This window comes from Micromonospora sp. NPDC047074 (genome assembly GCF_040643815.1).
In the GTDB taxonomy this organism is placed as follows: domain Bacteria; phylum Actinomycetota; class Actinomycetes; order Mycobacteriales; family Micromonosporaceae; genus Micromonospora.
This window is the reverse complement of sequence record NZ_JBEYVB010000037.1, coordinates 1-20,645: the sequence shown is the minus strand read 5'-3', so window position 1 is coordinate 20,645 and position 20,645 is coordinate 1. Positions and strand designations below refer to the sequence as shown.

Here is a 20,645-nt window from a genome sequence, read left to right as displayed (position 1 = left end):
GTCAGCCCCTCGGCCGGGCGGCCCGTGCGAGCAGCAGGCTCACGTTCTGGCCGCCGAAGCCGAAGGAGTTGGTCAAGGCGTATCCGGTCTCCGTCGCGCGCGGCTCGGCGCGGATGTGGTCCGCCGGGCAGGCCGGGTCCGGGTCGTCGAGGTTGTGCGTCGGCGGGAGCAGGCCCCGGCCGAGCGCCAGCGCGGTGGCCGCCGCCTCCAGCACGCCGGACGCGCCGAGCAGGTGGCCGGTGAGCGCCTTGGTGGAGCTGACCGGCACGCCGCCGGCACCGAACACCTCGGCCAGCGCGGTGGTCTCGGCGACGTCGCCGAGCTTCGTACCGGTGCCGTGCGCGTTGACGTAGCCGACCTGGGCGGCGGGCACGCCGCCGCTGGCCAGGGCGCGCCGCATGCACTCCGCCGCGCCGGCCCCGTCGGGCCGGGGGGCGGTCGGGTGGTACGCGTCGGTGGTCGCCCCGTACCCGGCGACCTCGGCGTAGCCGGTGGCGCCCCGGGCGGCGGCGTGCTCGGCGCGTTCCACCACCAACAGCGCGGCGCCCTCGGCGAGCACGAAACCGTTGCGGCCGGCGTCGAACGGCCGGCTCGCCGCGGCCGGGTCGGCCCAGCCCCGGGCGAGCGCCCGGGCGTTGCCGAAGGTGTCGGCGAACGTGGGGAACAGGGGCGCCTCGCTGGCCCCGCAGAGCACCACGTCGGCCTCTCCGGCCCGGATCAGCCGGACCGCGTCGGCGACCGCCTGGGCGCCGGAGGCGCAGGCGGTGCCGACCGACGAGGTGTAACCGCGGATGCCGTACCGGATGGCGATGCGGGCCGCCGGCATGTTCGGCAGGATCCCGGTGAGCAGGTACGGGCTGACCGCCGACCGGCCCCGCGCGGCCCGGGCCAGCACCTGCGACTCCAGGGTGGACATCCCGCCGACCCCGCCGACGATCACCCCGACCCGCCCCGGGTCCACGTCCCGGCCCACCTCGACGCCGGCGTCGGCGAGCGCGTCGGCGGCGGCGAGCAGGGCGAGCACCACGATCCGGTCCAGCACCCGGGTCTCCGGCCCGGTGGCGACCGTACGCGGGTCGATGTCCGGCAGCAGGCCGGCGACCTCCAGCGACCCGGCGGCGGGGTGCCCGGCCGGCGGCCGGCTCAGCCCGGAGCGGCCGGTACGCAGCGCGTCGAAGGTGGCCTCGACGCCCCGCCCCACGGGGGTGAACAGCCCCATCCCGGTGATGACGGCGGTCACGACGGCGCCTCGGTGAGGTACCGCTCGCGCAGTACCACCTTGCGCACCTTGCCGGTGACGGTGACCGGGATGTCGGCGGAGTCGACCGGCACCACCCGGCGCAGGGTCGCGCCGACGTCCGGGCCGAGCGCGGCCCGCACCCGCGCGGTGCGGTCCGCCGCGGGATCGGCGCCGGCGGCGAGTTCCAGCAGCACGTCGGTGACCACCCCGTCGGCCCCGGAGGCGATCACGACGGTGCAGTCCGTGACGTCCGGGCAGGCGGCGAGGACGCGCTCCTCGGACAGCGCGGTGTAGAACCGCCGGCCGTCGCCCGCGTCGACCGAGTCGACGGCCCGGTCCAGGTGGTAGTAACGGCCCTCGGCGTCGGCGTACACCAGGTCGCCGGTGAGGTACCAGCCGCGCTGGCGGAACCGGTACGTGGTGGCGGAGTCGTTCCAGTAGCCCCGGAACAGCGACGGCGAGTCGATGCCGAGCCAGCCCACCTCGCCGGCCGGTGCCGGGTCGCCGTCGGCGGTGAGCACGGCGACCTTCGCGAACTGGTAGGGCCGGCCGACGCAGCGGCCGTACCGGTCGGTGTCGGCGCGGTGCGTGATGTGGAACATCGAGTGCCCCATCTCGCTGGAGCCGAGCCCGTCGATGAAGACCGAGCCGGGCACCCGGGTGATCCCCTCGCGGGTCAGCACGTCGCGGGAGCCGACCGCGACGAGCCGGCGCACGTGCGGCTCGTGCGAGCAGTCGCCGGTGTTGAACCACAGCGACACCGAGGCCAGGTCGTACGCGGCCAGGTCGAAGCGGGCCAGCTCCGCCCAGGTCACGGAGAAGCCGAACACCCCGTCGGGGCGCCACCGTTGGATCGCGTCCAGCACCCGCTCGCCGCCCTGGTCGGAGAGCAGGAACATCTCCGCCCGGTTGCCGAGAGCCTGGTTGACCATGAGCACGGTGGCGGTGTGCGGGGCGGGCAGCGCGTTGAGGATGCGGCGGGTGCCCTGCGCCTGCGGCATGGTGAGCAGGTGCCGGGTGGCGGCGAACAGGCTGGCGTGCGAGTGCAGCACCGCCTTGGGCACGCCCGTGGTGCCCGAGGTGTGGGTGATGACGACGGGGTCGTCGGCGTGGTGCCGGTAGTGCTCCGGCGCGGCGGCCGGATCGCCCGTGCCGGCCTGCGCCGGGGTGCCGAGCACCGGCACGCCGAGGTCGTGGTCGGCCAGCAGGGCGAGGTGCGCGTCGTCGGCGAGCACCCCGACGCCGCGCAGCCGGCGGATGTACTCGGCGGCGATCTCGGGGCGCAGCCGGCCGTTCATCAGCGCCGGGATCGCCCCGAGGCGGGTCAGCGCGAGGTAGCTGAGCACCATGTCGGCGGCGGCGGTGGCCCAGACGGCGACCGGGTCGCGGGGCTTGATCCCCCGCTCGTGCAGCCAGGCGGCGCGGGCGGCGACCCGCTCGTCGAGCTGGCCCAGGGTGAGCGGCAGCTCGGCCGGGTGGCCGTCGACGGCGGTGTCGAAGGTGAGGCCCGGCCCGGCCGGGTCGGCGCCGTGCGCCAGCACCCGGGCCAGTACGTTGCCGGCGCCGATCCGCTCGTCCGTGGCCAGCTCCCCGCGCAGTCCCCGGCTCCTCATGGTGTGTCTCCTCCCACCAGCAGCACCGCGACGGCCCGGGTGCCGGGCGGGTCGCCCGGACCCCGCGCACCGCTGTCGTCGGGTGCCTGTTCGATCAGGACCAGCAACGCCCGGTCGGCGTCGCCGTCGTGCAGCAGCAGGTCGACCTCGGCGGCTCCCTCGGCGCGCGGGTCGCCGGTCGGCGCGAGGCAGAGCACCGGCCCGCCCAGCTCCCAGCGGGCGGCCACGTGCCCGGCCACGCTGTTGGGCACCGACTGGAAGAAGAACAGCGGCCCGGGGCGGCCACCGGCGGCGACCGTGGCGCGCACGTGCGCCGCGCTGGCCACGTCGCCGGCCGCGCTGACCAGCACGACCGCCGTGCGTTCGCCGTCGGGGACCGGCCGCCGGCCGTACGCCCGGGTCAGGCACCGCTCGGCGACCGCCGCGACCAGGGGCGCGAAGCGGGAGTGCACGTACCCGGGCACCGGCGGCGGCGCCCCGTCGCCCGGCTCGGGCCAGGCCGCCTCGGCCAGCGTGGTGAGGCGACGGCCGGCCCCGCTCATGCCGCACCCACCAGCAGTGCGGTGTTCGCGCCGCCGAAGGCGGCGTTCAGGCTGAGCGCGTAGCCGGTGGCGGCCGGCCGGGGTGCGTCGCGCACGACGTCCAGCGGGCAGGCCGGGTCGGGGCCGAGCCAGCCGGCGTTGACGGGCAGCTTCCCGTGCCGCACGGCGAGCACTGTCACCACCAGTTCCAGCAGCCCGGAGGCCTCCAGGGCGTGCCCGTGCAGCGCCTTGGTGGAGCTGACCGGAACGTGGGCCGCCGCCGCGCCGAGCGCGGTACGCAGCGCCGCCGCCTCGGCGGCGTCGCTGTGGGCGGCGCCGGTGGCGTTGGCGTTGACGTACCCGATCTCCTCGGCCGCCAGCCCGGCCCGGCGCAGCGCGGCGGTGACCGCGCGGGCCAGGCCCCGCCCGCCCGGCTCGGGTTGGCAGGGATGGAACGCGTCCCCGGCCCGGCCCCAGCCGAGCAGACCGGCGACCGGGCGGCGGGCGACGGCCGGCGACTCCAACACCACCGCGGCGATCCCGTCGCCGAGCAGCAGCCCGGTGCGGCCGGTGCTGAACGGGCGCACCGCGCCGTCGGTGGCGAGGGCGCGACCGGCGTCGAAGAGCGCGTACTGGTCCGGCTCGACCAGGTATCCGGCGGCCACCACCGCACGCGTGACGTCGCCCCGGCGGATCAGGGCCGCGGCGTCGGCGACCGCGCTGCTCGCCGAGACGCAGGCGGTGGTGTAAGCCCGGCGCGGGCCGGTGAGCCCGGTCCGGGCGGCCAGCCCGGTGGTGAGCGCCGGCACCGCCGCGCCGCCGTGCACGGCCAGCAGCAGGGCGGTGCCCGCGCGGCGGCCCGCGTCGAGCCGCGCGTCCCGGCACGCCGCGTCGACCGCCTCGGCCAGTTCGTGGGCCAGGTCGCCGACGTCGGGCAGGGTGGCGGCGGCGTCGACCCGGCGGGGCGTCGTGTCGAAGCGGTCCACCGGCCGGAACACCGGGGCACCGGCGAGCACGCCGGCGAGTTGGGCGTCGGCCCCCCGGCCGAGCGCGCTGGTGGCGTGCACGCCGGTGAGCTGGACGGCGGGTCGCTCAGCCATCGGCGGTGGCGGTCGTCGGAGCGGGCGGGCCGTGCGGCGCGGTCGGGGCCGTCAGGCAGGCCCGGAAGACAGCCAGGGCGTCGTCGACGGTGCGGATCCCGGCGAGCTGGTCGTCGGTGAGGTCGAGCCGGCGGTCGTGGCGCTGCTCGACGAGGTGCACCAGCCAGGCCAGTTCCATCGAGCCGATCCGGTCGCCGACCTCGGCGGCGGGCTTCCCGGCCAGTTCGGCGAGCATGGCCACCAGGTCGGCCCGGTCCAGGTCGGGCTGGCCGGCCATCAGGAGTTGTCGCTCGTCGCCCCGGCGACCCGGTCGGCGACCATCGTGGTGAACTCGCCGACCGTCATCAGGGCCAGCTTCTCGGACTCGTCGTCGGCGAACTTCAGGCCGTAGCGGTCCTCCACCCGTACGGCCAGGTCGGCGAGCGCCAGCGACTCCAGGTCCACCCCGGACGGGCCGAGCGTGGTCTCGTCGTCGAGTCCCTCGACGTCGTAGTTCATGTCCTCGAGCTGCTCGACGACGAAGGCGCGGATCTCGGGTCGCATGGTTAACCTCTTTCCGTGAGCCAGTCACCGGTGCCCGGTCGGGACACCGCGTACGTGTGGATCTGCCAGGGCGTCGGCGGTCGGCCGGCCCCGGCCGGGCCGCTGTTGCGGCGGGCGGGTGCCGCCCTGCTCGGTTGCCCCGAGGCCGAGATCGTGGCGGGGCACGACCGCGACGGGCGCCCGCTGGTCACGGTGCGCGGCGGCGACGCCCGGGCGGGGCTCGCGGTCAGCGTCAGCCGGGCCGGCGGGGTGGTCGCGGTGGCCGCCCGCGTCGGCGGCCCGGTGGGGGTCGACGTGGAGCGGTGCCGTCCGCTGCCCGCGCTGGCGCTGGCCCGGCGGTGGTTCGCCCCGGCCGAGGCGGCCTGGCTGGCCGGCCGTCCCGATGGCGGGCGGGTGGCGGACTTCCTGCGGCTGTGGACGGCGAAGGAGGCCGTGGGCAAGGCGCTCGGGGTGGGGCTGCGCGACGGCGGCCCAGGCCGGCGGATGCCCGTGCCCGGCGACCCCGACGGGTCGCTGCGGCCGGTGCCCGGCGGGCTCGACGGCGCGCTGCGGCCCGTGCCCGGTTCCCCGGGGTGTTCCGCGAGCTGGGACCCGTCGGCCGGCGGGCGGCTGCGCGTCGGGCATCCGCCGGTGGGCGGGGGCCTGGTCCTGGCGGTCGCGGTCGTCGCCACCGGCGCGGTGCGGGTCGAGATCCTGCCCGGCGACGCCCTGCGTGGCGACCTGCCGTCGGTTGACGAGATGCATGGCGACGTGCCGGTGGTCGACGGGCCGGCGGCGGAGGACGGGGACGTCGGAGCGGGGCGGCGGACCGGTCACGTCGCCGCCGCCCGCAGCGCGTCGACCGACCGGACCAGCTTGCCGGTGGTGGTACGGGGCAACTGATCCAGCAGGTGCAGGGTGCGCGGGCGCTTGTAGCCGGCCAGCCGCTCCGCGAGCAGCTTGTCGAGCACCTCCTCCGACAGCGGGCCGTCCGGCTGCACGTACGCGGTGATGCCGCCGTCGAAGACGACCACGGCGGCGGCGACGCCGGGCAGCCCGGCGACGGTCGCCTCCACCTCGGTGAGGTCGACCTTGAGGCCGCCGACCGAGACCTGCGAGTCGAGCCGCCCGCGCACGGTGACCAGACCGGTGTCCGGGTCGACGGTGCCGGCGTCGCGGGTACGCAGCCAGCCGTCGGCCCAGCGGGTGGGATCGCTCAGCCCGACGTAGGGCGAGGCGGGGCAGCTCACCTGGAGTTCGCCGTCGACCTCGCGGACGTCGACGCCGGGCGCCGGGGCGATCGACGGGCGGTGCTGGCCGTACAGGTCGGTGCCGATGACGCCGACCTCGGTCATCCCGTACATGTTGCCCAGCGGCACGCCGTACCGGTCGGTGAAGGCGCGGGCCACGGCGGCCGGCACCAGCTCGCCGCCGGTGGTCATCCGCTTGAACTGCGGCAGCGGGCCGGCGGGCCGGGTGGAGGCGAGCAGTCCGATGTGGAACGGCACACCGAGCACCGTGGCCGGCGAGTCGGCGGCGGCGATCGCGGCCAGCACGGCGTCGCCGGCGAGCCGCTCCGGCGGCACCAGCTCGACCCCGGCGTGCAGGCCGTAGAGCAGGCCGCCGACCAGGCCGAGCACGTGCACCATCGAGGGCAGCAGGATGATCCGCTCGCCGGGCAGCGCCACCCCGTCGATGCGGGTGTAGCGGTGTACCTCGGCGACCAGGTCGTCGGCGGTACGGCCGATCACCTTGGACGGCCCCGTGGAGCCGGAGCTGAGCTGGATCACCGCGTGTCCGCTGACCGCCGGGCGGTCGGCGTACGCGGTGACGCCCTCGGTGACGTCCACGAAGATCCGTAGCGCGCCGCCGCCGGTGCGGACCGGGGCCACCACCACCTGCGGGGTGAGCCGCTCCAGCGCCCGGTCGACCTCGTGGTCGGTGAGCCGGTGGTCGAGCAGGATCGCCTGCGCCCCGGTGCGCCAGGTCGCCAGCAGGTTCACCACGTACGCCAGTGACGGCGGCATCCGCAGCGCGGCGGCACCTCCGGGGCGCAGGCCGGCGGCGCCGAGGCGGGCCTGCGCGTCGACCACCAGCCGGTGCAGGGCGCCCCGGTCCACCGGCTCGGGCAGGCTTAGACAAATGTCTGTCGATCGGCCGGAAAGCAGGATTTCGTCTACCCAAACCGGGTCTGTAGCCGCAGGATTTCCCGTCACCACTACCGCTCACCGCCCAGCCTCAAAGAGGGCGTAATCGCCCATAAGGTGCGTCTGTCGGGGTGCTGCGGGGAACCTTACGGCGCTGTCCGGATGCATAGCTAGATGCGAATGGCTAGATCAGAAAAGGCGGCTGGCCGGATTGCCCACAGCCGGTTCGGCGGGCAGGATCGGGCGCATATGTCGGCTCAGGGTAACTGCCGGATGACCCATCGTGCGTCCGGCGCGGCACGTCCACCGGACGGCCGATGGCGCGACGGGGTCGGGACCGTACGGCCCCGCGGGTCGGGCGGAATGGGTACGGCCGGGCGGGCCGGGTCCGACGGCGGACCTCACCAGGCTCGGCCTGCTCCGTGGGGCGGGAGGCGTCAGGCCGGGCGCGTGCCGGGCAGCGGACCTCCGCGCCACCTGACGAGTGGAACGCCATGGGTGTCAACGACGGGCGGTGACACCCGTGGCGTTCCACTCGTGCCCTCCGGCCAGCGGGCGGACAGCTCATCGCGTCGCCGGCCCCGCAGCGGAAGTCGGAGGTACGGGGCGGCAGCGAAGCGGGCTCAGGCCGGGGATGTCGCGGGGGTCTGCGCGTGGATGAGGAAACGCAACGACCGGGCGTCGGTGAAGCACTCCCGCATCGGGCGGACCAGGTCCCGGTGCTCCGGGCTGCGTTCCCACGCCTCGAAGTCGGCCAGGCTCGCCCACTCGCTGGTGATCAGCCACTGCTCGGGGTCGGCCGACGACCGGCAGACCTGGTCGACGACGTGCCCCGGTACGCCGCCGGCCACCAGGTGCCGGACCGCCTCGTACGCGGCCAGGAACGCCTCCGTGCGCTCAACCGGCACCCGCACCAGGAACACCACCCGGGCCCGCTGCCCGCCGATGTCGCTCATGTCGTCACTCCCCTCGACGGTGCGGCCCCGCGCAGGACCAGTGCGCTGTTGAAGCCGTCGAAGCCCCGGGCGCAGACCAGCGCCAGCCGGCTGCGCGGTCGCCGGTGCTCCCGCAGGAAGCCCAGTTCACAGCCGTCGGCCACGTCGTCCGGCCCGGCCGAGGCGGGCAGCGTGTCGTGCGCGAAGGCGAGCAGCGCGGTGGCCACGTCCAGCGCCGAGCCACCCTGGTGGGCCCGGCCGGTCAGCGGCTTCTGGGTGGTCACCGGGGGCGGCCGGTCGCCGAAGACGGCACGCAGCGCGGTGGCCTCGCTGCGGTCGTAGCGGGGCACGCCGAGCGCGTCGGGCAGCACCACGTCGACCGTCTCCGGCCCGACGCCGGCCCGGTCCAGGGCCAGCCGCATCGCCCGCGCGTACTGGACGGGGTCACCGGCGGTGTCCGGTCCGGTGTGGACGGCGTCGTGGGTGGCGCCCCAGCCGGTCACCTCGCCGTACACGCGGGCACCCCGCGACAGCGCGTGGCCCAGTTCCTCCACCACGAAGACCGCGCCGCCCTCGGCGGGCAGGTAGCCGCTGGCGGTGGCGTCGAACGGCCGGTAGGCCCGCTCCGGGTCGGCCACGTCGCTGAGCAGGCCGGAGCGGAGCTGGCAGGCCAGGGCGTACGGGCTCAGCGGGCACTCGGTCGCCCCGGCGATCACCACCGGGGTGCCCCGGCGCACCGCCCGGGCCGCGTGCGCCAGGCTGTCCAGCCCACCGGCGGTCTCGGCGACCAGCACGCCGGACGGCCCCTTGAACTGGTGGTGGATGGAGAGCTGGCCGACACTCGCCGCGTAGAACCAGGCGATCGACTGGTACGCCCCCACGGTGCGCGACGCGCCACCCCAGAGCCGTTGCAGCTCCCGCTGCCCGAACAGGTTCCCGCCGGAGGAGCTGGCCAGGGCGACGGCGTAGCCGTACGGGTCGGGGGCCCGTTCGGGCAGGCCGGCGTCGGCCAGCGCCATCCTGGTGGCGGCGAAGCCGAGGTGCGTCCAGCGGTCGGTCTGCACGAGCCGCCGGTTGTCGGCGTACGCGGTGGCGTCGAAGCCGGGTACCTCCCCGCCGTACCGGGTGGGGTAGCCGGCGGGGTCGAAGAGGGTGATCGGCCCGGTCCGGCGGGTGCCGGCGAGCACGGTCCGCCAGTGCGCGTCGGCACCGATGCCGCTGGGCGCGACGACGCCGATGCCGGTCACCACGGCCCGCGCGGTCACGGCAGCACCGAGCCGGGCAGCCGGCGGAACACCATGGCCGACTGGAAACCGCCGAACCCGCTGCCGACCGAGAGGGCCACGTCGACCGGCAGCTCACGCGCCTCGTTCGGCACGTAGTCCAGGTCGCACTCCGGGTCCCGGGTGCTCCAGTTGGCGGTCGGCGGCACCACCCCGAACTCGACGGCCAGCGCGCAGGCGGCCATCTCGATCGAGCCGATCGCGCCGAGCGAGTGCCCGACCATCGACTTGATCGAGCTGATCGGCACCCGGTACGCGGCCTGGCCGAGCGCCCGTTTGAACGCGGCGGTCTCGTGCCGGTCGTTCTGCCGGGTGCCGGAGCCGTGGGCGCTGATGTAGGAGACCTGCCCGGGGGCGATCCGGCCCTGTTTCAGCGCGGCCGAGATGGCCAGCCCCATCTCCAGCCCGTCGGGTCGCAGGCCGGTCATGTGGTAGCCGTTGCTGCGGCTGGCGTAGCCGGCCACCTCGCAGTAGACGTGGGCGCCGCGCCGCCGGGCGTGCCCGGCCTCCTCCAGCACCAGCACCGCCGCCCCCTCGGCGAGCACGAAGCCGTGCCGGTCGGCGTCGAACGGGCGGGAGGCGTGCGCCGGGTCGTCGTTGTCCGGGCTGGTCGCCTTGATCGCGTCGAAGGAGGCGACGGTGACCGGGGAGATCGGCGAGTCGGCGGCCCCGGCCAGCACGACGTCGGCCTCGCCGTCGGCGATGAGCTGGTGGGCGTACCCGATCGCGTCGATGCCGGAGGTGCAGCCGGTGGAGACCACCTGGGCGGGGCCGTGCAGCCCGTGCCGGCACGCCACGTCGGCGGCGAGGCTGCTGGGCACCAGCGCCTGATAGAGGTACGGGCCACCGCGCGCGGCGTCGACCAGCCACTGCCGACCGCCGTCGCTGACGGTGACGTACTCCTGTTCCAGGGCCATGGTGCCGCCGACGGCGGTGCCGAGCACCACGCCGGTCCGGTCGCGTTCGGCGTCGGTGAGTTCCAGCCCGGCGTCGGCGACCGCCTCGGCGGCGCAGGCGAGGGCGAACTGCACGTACCGGTCGGCGCGCTGCCGCTCGACCTCGGTGAGGCCGGCGGCGACCGGGTCGAAGTCGCACTCGGCGGCGATCTGCGACCGGAACGGCGACGGGTCGAAGAAGGTGATCCGCCGGGTCGCGGTCCGCCCCTCGGTGATCGTCTTCCAGAACCGGTCGCGGCTGGCGCCGCCGGGGGCGACCACCCCGACACCGGTCACCACCGTACGGCGCCCGGTCACCGTGCCACCTCAGCTCGCGACTGCGGGGCTCGCAAACCCGGCTCACTCCTCCCGCTCACGGATGCCACCTCAGCTCGCGACTGCGGGGCTCGCAAACCCGGCTCACTCCTCCCGCTCACGGATGCCACCTCAGCTCGCGACTGCGGGGCACTCACGACCCGCTCCGCTGTTCGACCAGTTCGGTGTCGACGTGGCCCAGTTCGGGCCGGGGCGCCAGCGGACCGAGGTGGAAGACCACCTCGGCCGGCTCGCCGCCGGTGTTGCGCAGCCGGTGCCGGACGTTGCGCGGCACGAACAGCGCCTCCCCGGCGGCCAGCAGCACCGGCTCGTCGTCCAGGTCGACGGTGATCGCGCCCCGGACCAGGTAGAGGAACTCCTCGCTGTACGGGTGGTAGTGCTCGGCGATCCGCTCCCCCGGGCGCAGCGTCGCCACCCCCATGAAGCCCGACGTGCTGCCGACGGTCTTGGGGCCGAGCAGCACCCGCAGTTCCCCGCCACGGCGGCCGTCCGGCGGCACGTCGGCGGCCGCGATCAACCGCAGGGTGTCCTCACTCATCGTCGGCCTCCGTCGTCTTGTCGCCGTCGGCCGGGGTCTGGCCACCGTCGGCACCGGCCAGGCGCTCGATCTTCTCCCTGATGATGGCGAGCTGCACCACGCTGTTGGTGTTGATCCGGTCGGCCATGCCGGCGTTGTCGACCGGCGCGGTCGGCCGCATCGCGAAGTCCTGCACCCAGGTCATCCGGGTGCCACCGGGCTCCTCCTCGTAGCGCCAGTGGATGCGCATGTACTCGAACGGCCCGGTCTCCAGCCGCCGGGCGCGCACCTGCCGGGTGGCCGGGTCGGCGGTGCGCTCGCTCACCCAGCTCCACGCCGTACCGTTCTCGTCGGGGTGCATGGTCAGCCGGAAGCGCACGGTGTCGCCGTCACGGTGCAGGATCTCCGCGCGCGCGTACTCGGTGAACAGCTCGGGCCAGCCGGCGACGTCGTTGGTGACGTCCCACACCAGCGGCAGCGGCGCGGCGATCAGGACGCTGTTCTCGGTGTGGCCCGGCGGGTCGGCGCGGCGGGCGACCAGGTCCGCCACGCCCGCGATGCTGAGCTGCCCGGCCTGCTCGGGAATCTGCACCCGCCACCGGTCGGCGACCACGGCGGACAGTTCAAGCAGCGCCAGCGAGTCCATGCCGAGTTCCTCCAGGGACGCGGCCGGCGCGCGGGCGGCCGCCTCGGCGTCCAACCCGCAGTTGGCCACCAGGATGTCGGTGATCTCGGCGGTCAGCGGACGGTTATGGGTGACGGTCATCGGAGCCTCCTGTGGTGTGCGTCGGAAGAACCGGCGAGCAACTGGTCGACCAGGCCGGTGGAGTAGCGGCCCTTGCGGAACCCGGCGTCGTCGAGCACCCGCCGGACGAACGGGATGGTGGTGCGGACCCCGGGGCCCGCGATGTCGAACTCGTCGAGGGCGCGCTCCAGCCGGTTGAGCGCGAGTTCCCGGTCCGGCGCCCAGACCGCCACCTTCGCCAGCAGCGAGTCGTAGTGCGGGCCGAACAGGTAGCCGGGGTGGCCGTGCGTGTCGACCCGGGTGAACGGGCCGCCGGGCGGGACGAAACGGTCCAGCCGGCCGGGTGTCGGCGCGAAGCCCCGGTCCGGGTCCTCCACGTTGACCCGGCACTCGATGGCGACCCCGTGCGGTCGCACGTCCTCCTGCCGCCAGCGCAGCGGCGCTCCGGCGGCGATGTGGAACTGCTCGTGCACCAGGTCGATCCCGGTGATCATCTCGGTGACGGGATGCTCGACCTGGATCCGGCAGTTGATCTCCAGGAAGTGGTAGTTCTCGTCGGGGTCGACGAGGAACTCCACGGTCCCGGCGCCGGTGAAACCCGCGTGCAGGGCGCCGCGCAGGGCGCTCTGGGCGATGGCCTCACCGGTGGCCGCCGACAGTGCCGGGGCCGGGGCCTCCTCGACCAGTTTCTGGTGCCGGCGCTGCACCGAGCAGTCCCGGGTGCCCAGGTGCACGCCGTTGCCGTGGGAGTCGCACAGCAGCTGCACCTCGACGTGTCGGGCACCGGTCAGGAACCGCTCGACGTACACCCGGTCGTCGCCGAAGGCGGCCTGGGCGGCGGCCCGGGTCCGCGCGTACGCCCGCGGCAGCTCGGCCGGGCTTTCGACCACGGTCATGCCCCGGCCCCCGCCGCCGGCCGCGGCCTTGACGATCACCGGGTAGCCCACCTCGGCGGCCACCTCGGCCGCCGCCGCGGCGGTGGGCACCGGCGCCACGCTGCCCGGCGGCAGGGGCAGCCCGGCCCGGCGCATCAGCGCCCGCGCGGAGGACTTGTCGGCGAGTGCGGCCATCACGCGTGGCGGCGGGCCGACGAAGGTCAGGCCGTTGTCGGCGCAGATCTCGGCGAAGTCGGCGTCCTCGGAGAGGAAGCCGTAGCCGGGGTGCACCGCCTGCGCGCCGACCTGCCGGGCGGCCTCCACGATCGCGGCGGCGTTGAGGTAGCTGCGGCGGCTGGCGGGCGGTCCGATCCGGACGGCCTCGTCGGCCAGGCGCACCGCGGCGGAGTCGGCGTCGGCGGTGGAGTAGACCACGGCCGTACGCACCCCCAGCTCGCGGCAGGCACGCAGCACCCGCAGGGCGATCTCGCCCCGGTTGGCGATCAGCACCTTCTCGAACATCCCGGCCCGCCCCTCACGCCGGATCCAGCGTGACCAGCGGCTGGTCGTACTCGACCGGCTGGCCGTCGGTGGCGAGGACCTCGGCGACCCGGCCACCCCGGTCGGCCGTCACCTCGTTCATCAGCTTCATCGCCTCGACGATGCCGATGACCTGCCCGGGTCGGACCAGGTCACCGACGGCGACGAACGGCGCGGCACCCGGCTCCGGCGCCCGGTAGTACGTGCCGACGATGGGTGAGCGCACCGCGTACCGGCTGGGCGCCTCCGCGACGGCCGGCGGGTACGGGGTCGGCGGAGGGGCGGCGGGCAAAAGCGCGGGGCGTGCCGCGCCGGGCGCCGCCTCGGCGGACCCGGCGCCGTACCACTCCACCTCCAGCTCGGTGTCCCCGCTGCGCAGCCGCACCCGGCGGACCGGGCCGGCGAGTTCGGCGACGAGCTGCCGGGCGTGCCGCCGCAACCCGGCCAGCAGGGCGTCCGGCCCGTGTCCCGCCGCTGCGGGCACCGGCTCCGCCCCGACTTCCGCCTCCGGCCCGCGCACCAGCTCGGGCCCTGGCGCCGGTGCCGGGCCCGGCACCGGCCGCCCGTCGCTCATGGACGGGAGGGCGTCGACCGGGATGCCGCCGGCGCTCACCGGGCACCCGTCCGGGCGCCGAGCCGGGCGGCGCCGAACCGCCGGAAGCGCTGCCGGCGACGGCGGACCAGCGTGGCGGGCGGCACGTCGAGCAGCGGCAGCAGGTGTGCCAGCACCGCCTCGCGCAGCGACCGGGCGGCGGCCTCCGGATCGTGGTGCGCGGCCGGGGCCGGTTCCGGTACGAGGCCGTCGACGACCCCGAGGCGGCACAGGTCGGGGGCGGTCAGCCGCAGTGCGCGGGCCGCCTGCGGCGCGGCCCCCCGGTCGGGCCACAGGATGGCGGCGCAGCCCTCCGGACTAATCACCGAGTAGACGGCGTGCTGGAACATCAGCACCCGGTCGGCCACCGCGAGGGCCAGCGCGCCGCCGCTGCCGCCCTCGCCGGTGATCACGGCGACGACGGGGGTGGGCAGCACCGTCAGCGCGAGGATGTTCTCCGCGATGGCCGCCGCCTGGCCCTGCTCCTCGGCGTTCACCCCGGGATCCGCCCCCGGGGTGTCGACCAGGGTGACCACCGGCAGGCCGAGGCGGGCGGCGAGCCGCATCAGCCGCAGCGCCTTGCGGTGCCCGGCCGGGCTGGCCATGCCGAAGTTGCGCCCGACCAGCTCGGCGGTGGTGTGTCCCTTCTGGTGCCCGATCACCACGACCGCCCGGCCGCCGAGCCGGGCCAGCCCGCCGACCACCGCCGGGCAGTCCGCACCGAGCCGGTCGCCGTGCAGCTCCACGAAGCCGTCGAACGCCGTCTCCAGGTAGTCGAGAGTGGTCGGCCGGCCGGGGTGCCGGGCCAGCCGTACCGTCTCCCAGGCGTCGCCGCCCGCCGGCCCGGCCTGGCCGGCATCGGTCGGCGCTGCGCCGACCGGCGTCGTCGGCGGAAGCTCCTGCCGGGGTACGCCGGGCCGCGACGCGGGCCGCCGCCCGGCTCCGGCGGCGGCGAGCAGCGCCGCCAACCGGCCCCGCAGGGCGTGCCGGGGCACCACCATGTCCACCTGACCGTGCCGGAGCAGGAAGTCGGCGGTCTGGAAGCCCTCCGGCAGCGGCCGGCCGGTGACCTGCCGGATCACCCGGGGACCGGCGAAGCCCATCCGGGCGCCGCTCTCGGCGACCAGCACGTCGGTGTTGGTGGCGAACGAGGCGGCCACTCCCCCGTACGTCGGGTCGGTGAGCACGCTGACGGTGAGCAGCCCGGCCTCCCGCAGCGCGGCGATCGCCTGGCTGACCGTGGCCATCTGCATCAGCGACAGGGCACCCTCCTGCATCCGGGCGCCGCCCGAGGCGGTGACCAGGATCAGTGGGACCTCGTCGGCGAGGGCCTGCTCGGCGGCCCGGGTGATCAGCTCCCCGACGGCGCAGCCGAGGCTGCCGCCGAGGAACCGGAAGTCCATCACCGCCAACGCGCACGGGTGCCGGCCGATGGTGGCGGTACCGCAGACCACCGCCTCCGCCAGCCCCGTGCCGGCCCGGGCGGCGGTGAGCCGGTGCGGGTACGGCAGCAGGTCGACGAAGCCGATCGGGTCGACCTCCGCCGGCCGGTCCGGCAGGGGGGTGAACGACCCGGGGTCGACGAGCTGGAGCAGCCGCTCGGGCGCGTCGAGCCGGGCGTGCGCCCCGCACTCCGGGCAGACGTCGAGGTTACGCCGCAGCCGTTTGCGGTACAGCAGGGTGGCGCAGGCGCCGCACCGGGACCAGAGCTGCCCTTCCCGGGGTACCGTGGCGGTCACGACGGCCGCCCGGCGGGCGCGGCGTCGAAGCGGTAGAAGCAGTGGGCCATCGCGTCGCGCGGCTCCCGCCACGTCGGCAGGTACGGCGTCACGTACGGCCGCAGCCGCTCGCTCACCCGGGCGAACTCCGGATGCCCCCGGGCCGCCTCGACCGCCGGCCCGCCCGGCGACTCCGTCTCCAGCAGGTGCACGTAGAGGTCGCCCAGCCGGTACAGCGACCGGTGCCGGACGCCCACCAGGCGCGGCAGCTCGGTCGCGTCGGACTCGGCGAAGATCTCGGCGACCCGCGCCTCGGCGCTCGGCACCACCTTCGCGACGATCAGCGAACGGTCCATGGACGGGCCTCCCTCCACGGCGACCGGCGTCGGTGACGACGGTGCCGGCCGAGCCGGACGACTGGCGACACGATGCGGCCACCGCCGTCACGACGGCGTCACCGGGAGCCGCCGAGCGGCGACGCCACTCCGTGACGCTGTGTTGACGCTAGCTGTGCATTCGCTGTATGGCGGGCAGGTGCTACCAGAGTGGACTATCCGCAGTTCAGAGAGGTTCTCGCAGCCATCGCCGAACTAACACCACTCCGACATAACATTGACCGAGAGTTACCACGATTGATAATCTTCGTCACGGTCAGCCCGGCGGTCGCGGCCCGCCACGCCGCGGCGGAGCGACCCGACAGTGGGGTCATGGGCAGCCGCGCCGGGACAGCAGACGAGTCGGGACGAGCGTTCCGCAGGGGGTGCCGCCGTGGCCGCTGATCCGTCGACGCCGACCACCGGGTGTCGTCCGGGCACCGAGATCTCGCTGCACCTGCTCGGCGGGTTCCGGCTGCTGCACCGCGACACGCCGGTCGTGGTGCCGCGCGGCCTGCAACGGGTCATCGCGCTGATCGGGCTGCGCCCCGGCAGCACCCGCAGCCACCTCGCCGGCCAGCTCTGGCCGGACGCACCCGAGGAGCGCGCACTGTCGTCCCTGCGGACCGCGCTGTGGCGGCTACGCCAGGATCCCTGCTGCCCGATCGTCACCGCCGGCGACACCGTCCGCCTCGACCAGTTGGTCCGGGTCGACGTCGACGCGCTCGTCGGCACGGCCGCCAGGGTGCGCGACGGCGACGACCCCTGCGCCGCCGCCGCGCTCGCCGCCGGCCGGCACGACCTGCTCCCCGGCTGGTACGACGACTGGGTGCTGACCGACCGGGAACGGCTACGCCAACTGCGCCTGCACATGCTGGAGGAACTGGCTGGCCAGCACCTCGCGGCGGGCCGTCACGGGGTGGCCCTGGAAGCCGCCCTGGAGGCGATGGCCGCCGAACCGCTGCGCGAGACGCCACACCGGCTCGTCGTCCGCATCCACCTCGCCGAGGGCAACGCCTTCGAGGCCGTGCACGCCTTCTACGTCTACCGCGACCTGCTGCTGCGGGAACTGCGGCTGGAACCCTCGGCGGCGATGACCGCGCTGGTCGACGACACGCTCGCCCCGATCCGGGAGGCCACCCGCGACGAACGGCCCGGACCACGCCGCGCCCCGCCCACCCGGGTCGCACCCCGCGCGCGCTGACCGGCGTCACCGGCCCGACGGTTCGTGTGACGGGCAGGTGACAGTCGACGGAGCAGGGTGGGCCACACAACAGTCCGTGGTCTCCGCCGTGCTCGCGGAGCGCCACCGGCGAAAGGGGTCCCCATGAGCCGTCTACTGATCGTCAGCAGGATCATCCCGGGCGCGGAGGGGCGGGTGGCGCAGATCTTCGCCGAGTCCGACGCGACCGAACTGCCCGGCCTCACCGGAGTCCGGCACCGCTCCCTGTACTGCCTGCACGACCTGTGCGTACACCTGATGGAGACCGCGGACGTGGACCCGGACGCGTTGGCGGACGCCCGCAACCACCCGCTCTACCGCCAGGTCAACGAGCGGCTGTCCGCGCACACCACGCCGTACCTGCCGACGTGGCGCTCGCCGCGCGACGCGATCGCCGGCTGTTTCTACCGGTGGGACGCCGCCGACGCGGCATCGTCGCACGCGGCCGGCTGAGCGGGCGGCCGTCATGTCGCCCAGACCGCCCCACGTCCTGATCATCGGGGCCGGCACCGGCGGGCTGTGCCTGGCCCACGGCCTGCGCCGGGCCGGGATCAGCGTCGCCGTCTACGAGCGGTACCGCACCCGAGGCGAAGGACTGCTCGGCTATCGCGTCGGCATCGGCCCGACCGGCAGCCGCGCCCTGCGGGAATGCCTGCCGCCCGCCCTGTTCGACGTCTACCTCGCCACCTGCGCCCGCTCCCCCCGTTACTTCAACGTCATCACCCAGCGGATGGGCCGCACGGCCTCGTTCACGCTGCGACCCGACACCGACCCGGTGAACACCGAACGGTCGGTGGCCCGGATGACCCTGCGCCAGGTCCTGCTCACCGGCATGGAGGACGTGGTGCACTTCGACCGGACCTTCACCCACTACGAGCAACGCGACGACGGCACCGTCACCGCGCACTTCGCCGACGGCAGCACGGCCACCGGCGACCTGCTCGTCGCCGCCGACGGCACCGGATCGGCCGTACGCCGGCAGTACCTGCCGCACGCCGTCACCCGCGACGCCGGAACCATCAACATCGCCACCCGGATCCCGCTGACCGCGCACACCCGCGGGTTGCTGCCCGAGCGGCTCGAGAAGGGCATCTCGCTGATCTTCGGCACCGGCGGCATGATGGGCGTGCTGCACGTCATGGAGTTCAAGTGGGACCGCGACGGCACGCTCAAGCCGGGCGTCGACCCCGCCGACGCCGAGCTGCTGCGCGACTGGCCCGGGCTGCGCCACGACAACACCCGCGACAACATCAACCTGGTCATCTGGAGCACGGCCCGCCGGTTCCCGCCCGACGTCATGCAGCGGCGCGGCGAGGACCTCATCCTGCTCGCCCTGCGGCTCACCCGCAACTGGCACCCCCACCTGCGCGAGCTGCTCGCCCGCGGCGACCCGGGCAGCGCCCTGCCGATCAGGGTGGCGACCAGCGAGCCGGTACCACCGTGGAAGAGCAGTACGGTCACGCTGCTCGGCGACGCCATCCACACGATGACGCCGGGCCGCGGGGTCGGCGCCAACACCGCGCTGCGCGACGCCGCCCTGCTCTGCCGGCAGCTCCGGCTGGCCGCGACCGGCGACAAGACGCTGCTCCAGGCGGTGGCCGACTACGAGGCCGCCATGGTGCCGTACGGCTTCGCCCGGGTCGCCGACTCGCTGAACCGCAGCGGCACCAACGGCGAGGACCGGATGTACAAGCCGGTCGTCGGCCGGCTCGCACTGCTCGGCGCACGGGGCTACTTCGGCGTCACCAGCCGGGTGCCCCGACTCGCCCGCAGGTTCGTCGACGACTTCTACAGCTACCGGGGCGAGGAGGACTGACCGTCCCACGGGGACCCCGGCGCCCGGGTGGTGCCGGGGTCCCCGTGCGCCCGGGTGGTGCCGGGATCCCGTGCGCCCGGGTAATGCCGGGATCCCCGTGCGCTCGCCCCGGGCCGGCGTCCGGCGCGCGAAGGCGACGCACCGTGGCCCGCCGGACACCCCTGGTGCAACACCGTCCCGCCGTCGCGACGGCGGGACGGTCCTGCCTGTCGTCCACACCGGGCGTATGCGAAGCTGCGGCGAGTTTTTTCGCGGTTTTTCCGACGTGAACGAGAGGGAGGTTTACCGTGGCGTGGTCTTTCGGGCACTGGCTGATACTGATCGTGGCCCTGGTACTGGGTCTGGCGGGCGGCTGGTTCTGGCGTGGCCGGCAGGACGCGGCCGCCGCGGCGCACGGCTCGCCCATCGTGGAGGGTGACCCGGTCGCCGGGGTGACCGCCGTGGTGGTCGACCCGCCACCCGCCGCCACCACCGACAAGGCGCGCCCCGAGGTCATCGTGGACCCGGTCCCGGACGCCGTCGCCGACCGCACGCCCACCGCCGGGCCTGACACCCCGGCCGAATCCGACCTGTCGACCACCGGCGCCCCCGTCACGGTCGTCGCCACCGACACCCGGCGGTCGGACGACGTCGACCAGACCGACATGGCGCTCACCGGTGACCCGGTGCCGGCGCCCGACACCCGTCCCGGTCCGGCCGCCGCGCCGCTGGGTACCGCCACCGACACCCCGTCCGACGGGGAGATCGTGCTGCCGGCCGCGGCCGAGGTGACCGGCCCCGTCGACCGCCAGCCGACGGCGGAGGCGACCGACCCGGAGCCCGCGCCTGTCGCAGTCGCCCCGGCCGGCCCGGAGCCCGCGCCCGCCACGCCGGCCACGCTCGCTGACCTGGAGCCCGCGTCCGCCGCCCCGGCCACGCTCGCTGACCCGGAGCCCGCGTCCGCTCCGGCCGAGCCGGAGCCCGCGACCGCCACAGTCGCCCCGACCGAGCCGGCCACGCCCGCTGACCCGGAGGCCGTTCCGGTAGCCGCCGAGCCGGCCGAGCCGGAGCCCGTTCCGGTAGCCGCCGAGCCGGCGGTCGTGCCGGCACCGCGTGCCGAGGCGGCCACCCCACCAGCGCCAGCCGCCGCCGACGCCGCCGACGACTTCCGCCGGATCCAGGGCGTGGGCCCGAAGATGGCCGCCGCGCTACAGGCGGCCGGCATCCGGACCTACCGGCAGCTGGCAGAGCTGGACGAGGCCGCGCTGCGGGAGACGATCCGTTCGGCCGGGCTGCGCGCCGCGCCGAGCCTGACGACCTGGCCGCAGCAGGCCGCCGTGCTCGCCGGCGCACCGCAGGAAACAGCCGCCGCCCTTCCCGCCCCGGTCGCCGGCACGGACGCCTGACCGTCGTCGCCCGGCTGCCGCCCCTGCCGGTGGCGCCGGGCGACGGTACGGTGCACGACGTGCGGTCGGCCTGGCCGCTGAGCACCTCGATGTCGGCGGCCAGGAGCTGGGCCTCGCGGTGCACGACGTGCGGTGCGGTGGTCGAGGGCCCGAACGGCGAGTTCGACTGGCCGCAGATGGGTGGCGAACTGTCCGCGTACTCGCTGGAGCAGTGCGACCGGGTCGACGC

Annotated in this window: 21 protein-coding genes; 5 read left to right on the top strand and 16 right to left on the bottom strand. The window is 75.4% G+C overall.

The window, feature by feature from the left end; genetic code table 11:
- Position 1: 1 nt before the first annotated feature.
- The 6 genes from ABZ809_RS28305 to ABZ809_RS28280 are packed head-to-tail and all read right to left on the bottom strand — an operon-like array spanning position 2 to position 5,017.
- Positions 2 to 1,240, bottom strand: coding sequence for a beta-ketoacyl-[acyl-carrier-protein] synthase family protein (locus ABZ809_RS28305; protein WP_357565661.1), 1,239 nt, complete (start codon positions 1,238 to 1,240; stop codon positions 2 to 4).
- A complete protein-coding gene (locus ABZ809_RS28300; RefSeq protein ID WP_357565660.1) occupies positions 1,237 to 2,853 on the bottom strand; it encodes a class I adenylate-forming enzyme family protein in 1,617 nt (538 codons plus the stop codon). The genes ABZ809_RS28305 and ABZ809_RS28300 overlap by 4 nt, the downstream gene beginning before the upstream one ends.
- Positions 2,850 to 3,395 (bottom strand): beta-ketoacyl synthase chain length factor, encoded by a 546-nt coding sequence (locus ABZ809_RS28295; protein WP_357565659.1) that lies wholly within the window; start codon positions 3,393 to 3,395, stop codon positions 2,850 to 2,852. Before ABZ809_RS28295 ends, ABZ809_RS28300 begins: the two co-directional genes overlap by 4 nt.
- Positions 3,392 to 4,474 carry a beta-ketoacyl synthase N-terminal-like domain-containing protein gene (locus ABZ809_RS28290; RefSeq protein WP_357565658.1) on the bottom strand — a complete coding sequence of 361 codons (1,083 nt, stop codon included), beginning with the start codon at positions 4,472 to 4,474 and terminating at the stop codon, positions 3,392 to 3,394. The genes ABZ809_RS28295 and ABZ809_RS28290 overlap by 4 nt, the downstream gene beginning before the upstream one ends.
- Entirely contained in the window at positions 4,467 to 4,751 is a 285-nt protein-coding gene (locus tag ABZ809_RS28285; protein ID WP_357565657.1) for an acyl carrier protein, read from the bottom strand. The genes ABZ809_RS28290 and ABZ809_RS28285 overlap by 8 nt, the downstream gene beginning before the upstream one ends.
- A complete protein-coding gene (locus ABZ809_RS28280; RefSeq protein WP_357565656.1) occupies positions 4,751 to 5,017 on the bottom strand; it encodes an acyl carrier protein in 267 nt (88 codons plus the stop codon). Before ABZ809_RS28280 ends, ABZ809_RS28285 begins: the two co-directional genes overlap by 1 nt.
- Positions 5,018 to 5,032: 15 nt before the next feature.
- Here ABZ809_RS28280 and ABZ809_RS28275 point away from each other — a divergent pair, with 15 nt between their 5' ends.
- Positions 5,033 to 5,899, top strand: a complete 867-nt coding sequence (locus ABZ809_RS28275; RefSeq protein WP_357565655.1) for a 4'-phosphopantetheinyl transferase superfamily protein — start codon at positions 5,033 to 5,035, stop codon at positions 5,897 to 5,899.
- Here ABZ809_RS28275 and ABZ809_RS28270 read toward each other — a convergent pair.
- The 10 genes from ABZ809_RS28270 to ABZ809_RS28225 all read right to left on the bottom strand — a co-directional run bounded on the left by ABZ809_RS28270 (position 5,830) and on the right by ABZ809_RS28225 (position 15,975).
- Positions 5,830 to 7,215: a class I adenylate-forming enzyme family protein gene (locus tag ABZ809_RS28270; RefSeq protein WP_357565654.1), complete on the bottom strand. Its 1,386-nt coding sequence runs from the start codon at positions 7,213 to 7,215 to the stop codon at positions 5,830 to 5,832. The two genes, ABZ809_RS28275 and ABZ809_RS28270, sit on opposite strands and share 70 nt — an antisense overlap.
- Positions 7,216 to 7,766: 551 nt before the next feature.
- Positions 7,767 to 8,099 carry an antibiotic biosynthesis monooxygenase family protein gene (locus ABZ809_RS28265; RefSeq protein ID WP_357565653.1) on the bottom strand — a complete coding sequence of 111 codons (333 nt, stop codon included), beginning with the start codon at positions 8,097 to 8,099 and terminating at the stop codon, positions 7,767 to 7,769.
- On the bottom strand, positions 8,096 to 9,343 hold the full coding sequence (locus tag ABZ809_RS28260) for a beta-ketoacyl synthase N-terminal-like domain-containing protein (protein WP_357565652.1): 1,248 nt from the start codon (positions 9,341 to 9,343) through the stop codon (positions 8,096 to 8,098). Before ABZ809_RS28260 ends, ABZ809_RS28265 begins: the two co-directional genes overlap by 4 nt.
- On the bottom strand, positions 9,340 to 10,614 hold the full coding sequence (locus tag ABZ809_RS28255; protein ID WP_357565651.1) for a beta-ketoacyl-[acyl-carrier-protein] synthase family protein: 1,275 nt from the start codon (positions 10,612 to 10,614) through the stop codon (positions 9,340 to 9,342). The genes ABZ809_RS28260 and ABZ809_RS28255 overlap by 4 nt, the downstream gene beginning before the upstream one ends.
- A 151-nt stretch (positions 10,615 to 10,765) precedes the next feature.
- Entirely contained in the window at positions 10,766 to 11,170 is a 405-nt protein-coding gene (locus ABZ809_RS28250; protein WP_357565650.1) for a cupin domain-containing protein, read from the bottom strand.
- Positions 11,163 to 11,915: an SRPBCC family protein gene (locus ABZ809_RS28245; RefSeq protein WP_357565649.1), complete on the bottom strand. Its 753-nt coding sequence runs from the start codon at positions 11,913 to 11,915 to the stop codon at positions 11,163 to 11,165. Before ABZ809_RS28245 ends, ABZ809_RS28250 begins: the two co-directional genes overlap by 8 nt.
- Positions 11,912 to 13,291, bottom strand: coding sequence for an acetyl-CoA carboxylase biotin carboxylase subunit (locus ABZ809_RS28240; protein WP_357565648.1), 1,380 nt, complete (start codon positions 13,289 to 13,291; stop codon positions 11,912 to 11,914). The genes ABZ809_RS28245 and ABZ809_RS28240 overlap by 4 nt, the downstream gene beginning before the upstream one ends.
- 13 nt (positions 13,292 to 13,304) lie before the next feature.
- On the bottom strand, positions 13,305 to 13,883 hold the full coding sequence (gene accB / locus ABZ809_RS28235) for an acetyl-CoA carboxylase biotin carboxyl carrier protein (RefSeq protein WP_357565647.1): 579 nt from the start codon (positions 13,881 to 13,883) through the stop codon (positions 13,305 to 13,307).
- Between the two features lie 35 nt (positions 13,884 to 13,918).
- A complete protein-coding gene (locus ABZ809_RS28230; RefSeq protein ID WP_357565646.1) occupies positions 13,919 to 15,640 on the bottom strand; it encodes an acetyl-CoA carboxylase carboxyltransferase subunit alpha in 1,722 nt (573 codons plus the stop codon).
- Positions 15,637 to 15,975 carry a TcmI family type II polyketide cyclase gene (locus ABZ809_RS28225; RefSeq protein ID WP_357565645.1) on the bottom strand — a complete coding sequence of 113 codons (339 nt, stop codon included), beginning with the start codon at positions 15,973 to 15,975 and terminating at the stop codon, positions 15,637 to 15,639. Before ABZ809_RS28225 ends, ABZ809_RS28230 begins: the two co-directional genes overlap by 4 nt.
- 412 nt (positions 15,976 to 16,387) lie before the next feature.
- Between ABZ809_RS28225 and ABZ809_RS28220 the strand changes: the two genes are divergently transcribed.
- The 4 genes from ABZ809_RS28220 to ABZ809_RS28205 all read left to right on the top strand — a co-directional run bounded on the left by ABZ809_RS28220 (position 16,388) and on the right by ABZ809_RS28205 (position 20,416).
- Entirely contained in the window at positions 16,388 to 17,197 is an 810-nt protein-coding gene (locus tag ABZ809_RS28220) for a BTAD domain-containing putative transcriptional regulator (RefSeq protein WP_357565644.1), read from the top strand.
- A gap of 123 nt (positions 17,198 to 17,320) precedes the next feature.
- A complete protein-coding gene (locus ABZ809_RS28215) occupies positions 17,321 to 17,668 on the top strand; it encodes a TcmI family type II polyketide cyclase (RefSeq protein ID WP_357097427.1) in 348 nt (115 codons plus the stop codon).
- Between the two features lie 13 nt (positions 17,669 to 17,681).
- Complete coding sequence (locus ABZ809_RS28210; protein ID WP_357565643.1) at positions 17,682 to 19,031, top strand: NAD(P)/FAD-dependent oxidoreductase; 1,350 nt, start codon at positions 17,682 to 17,684, stop codon at positions 19,029 to 19,031.
- A gap of 287 nt (positions 19,032 to 19,318) precedes the next feature.
- Positions 19,319 to 20,416: a helix-hairpin-helix domain-containing protein gene (locus ABZ809_RS28205; protein ID WP_357565642.1), complete on the top strand. Its 1,098-nt coding sequence runs from the start codon at positions 19,319 to 19,321 to the stop codon at positions 20,414 to 20,416.
- Positions 20,417 to 20,645 lie beyond the last annotated feature (229 nt).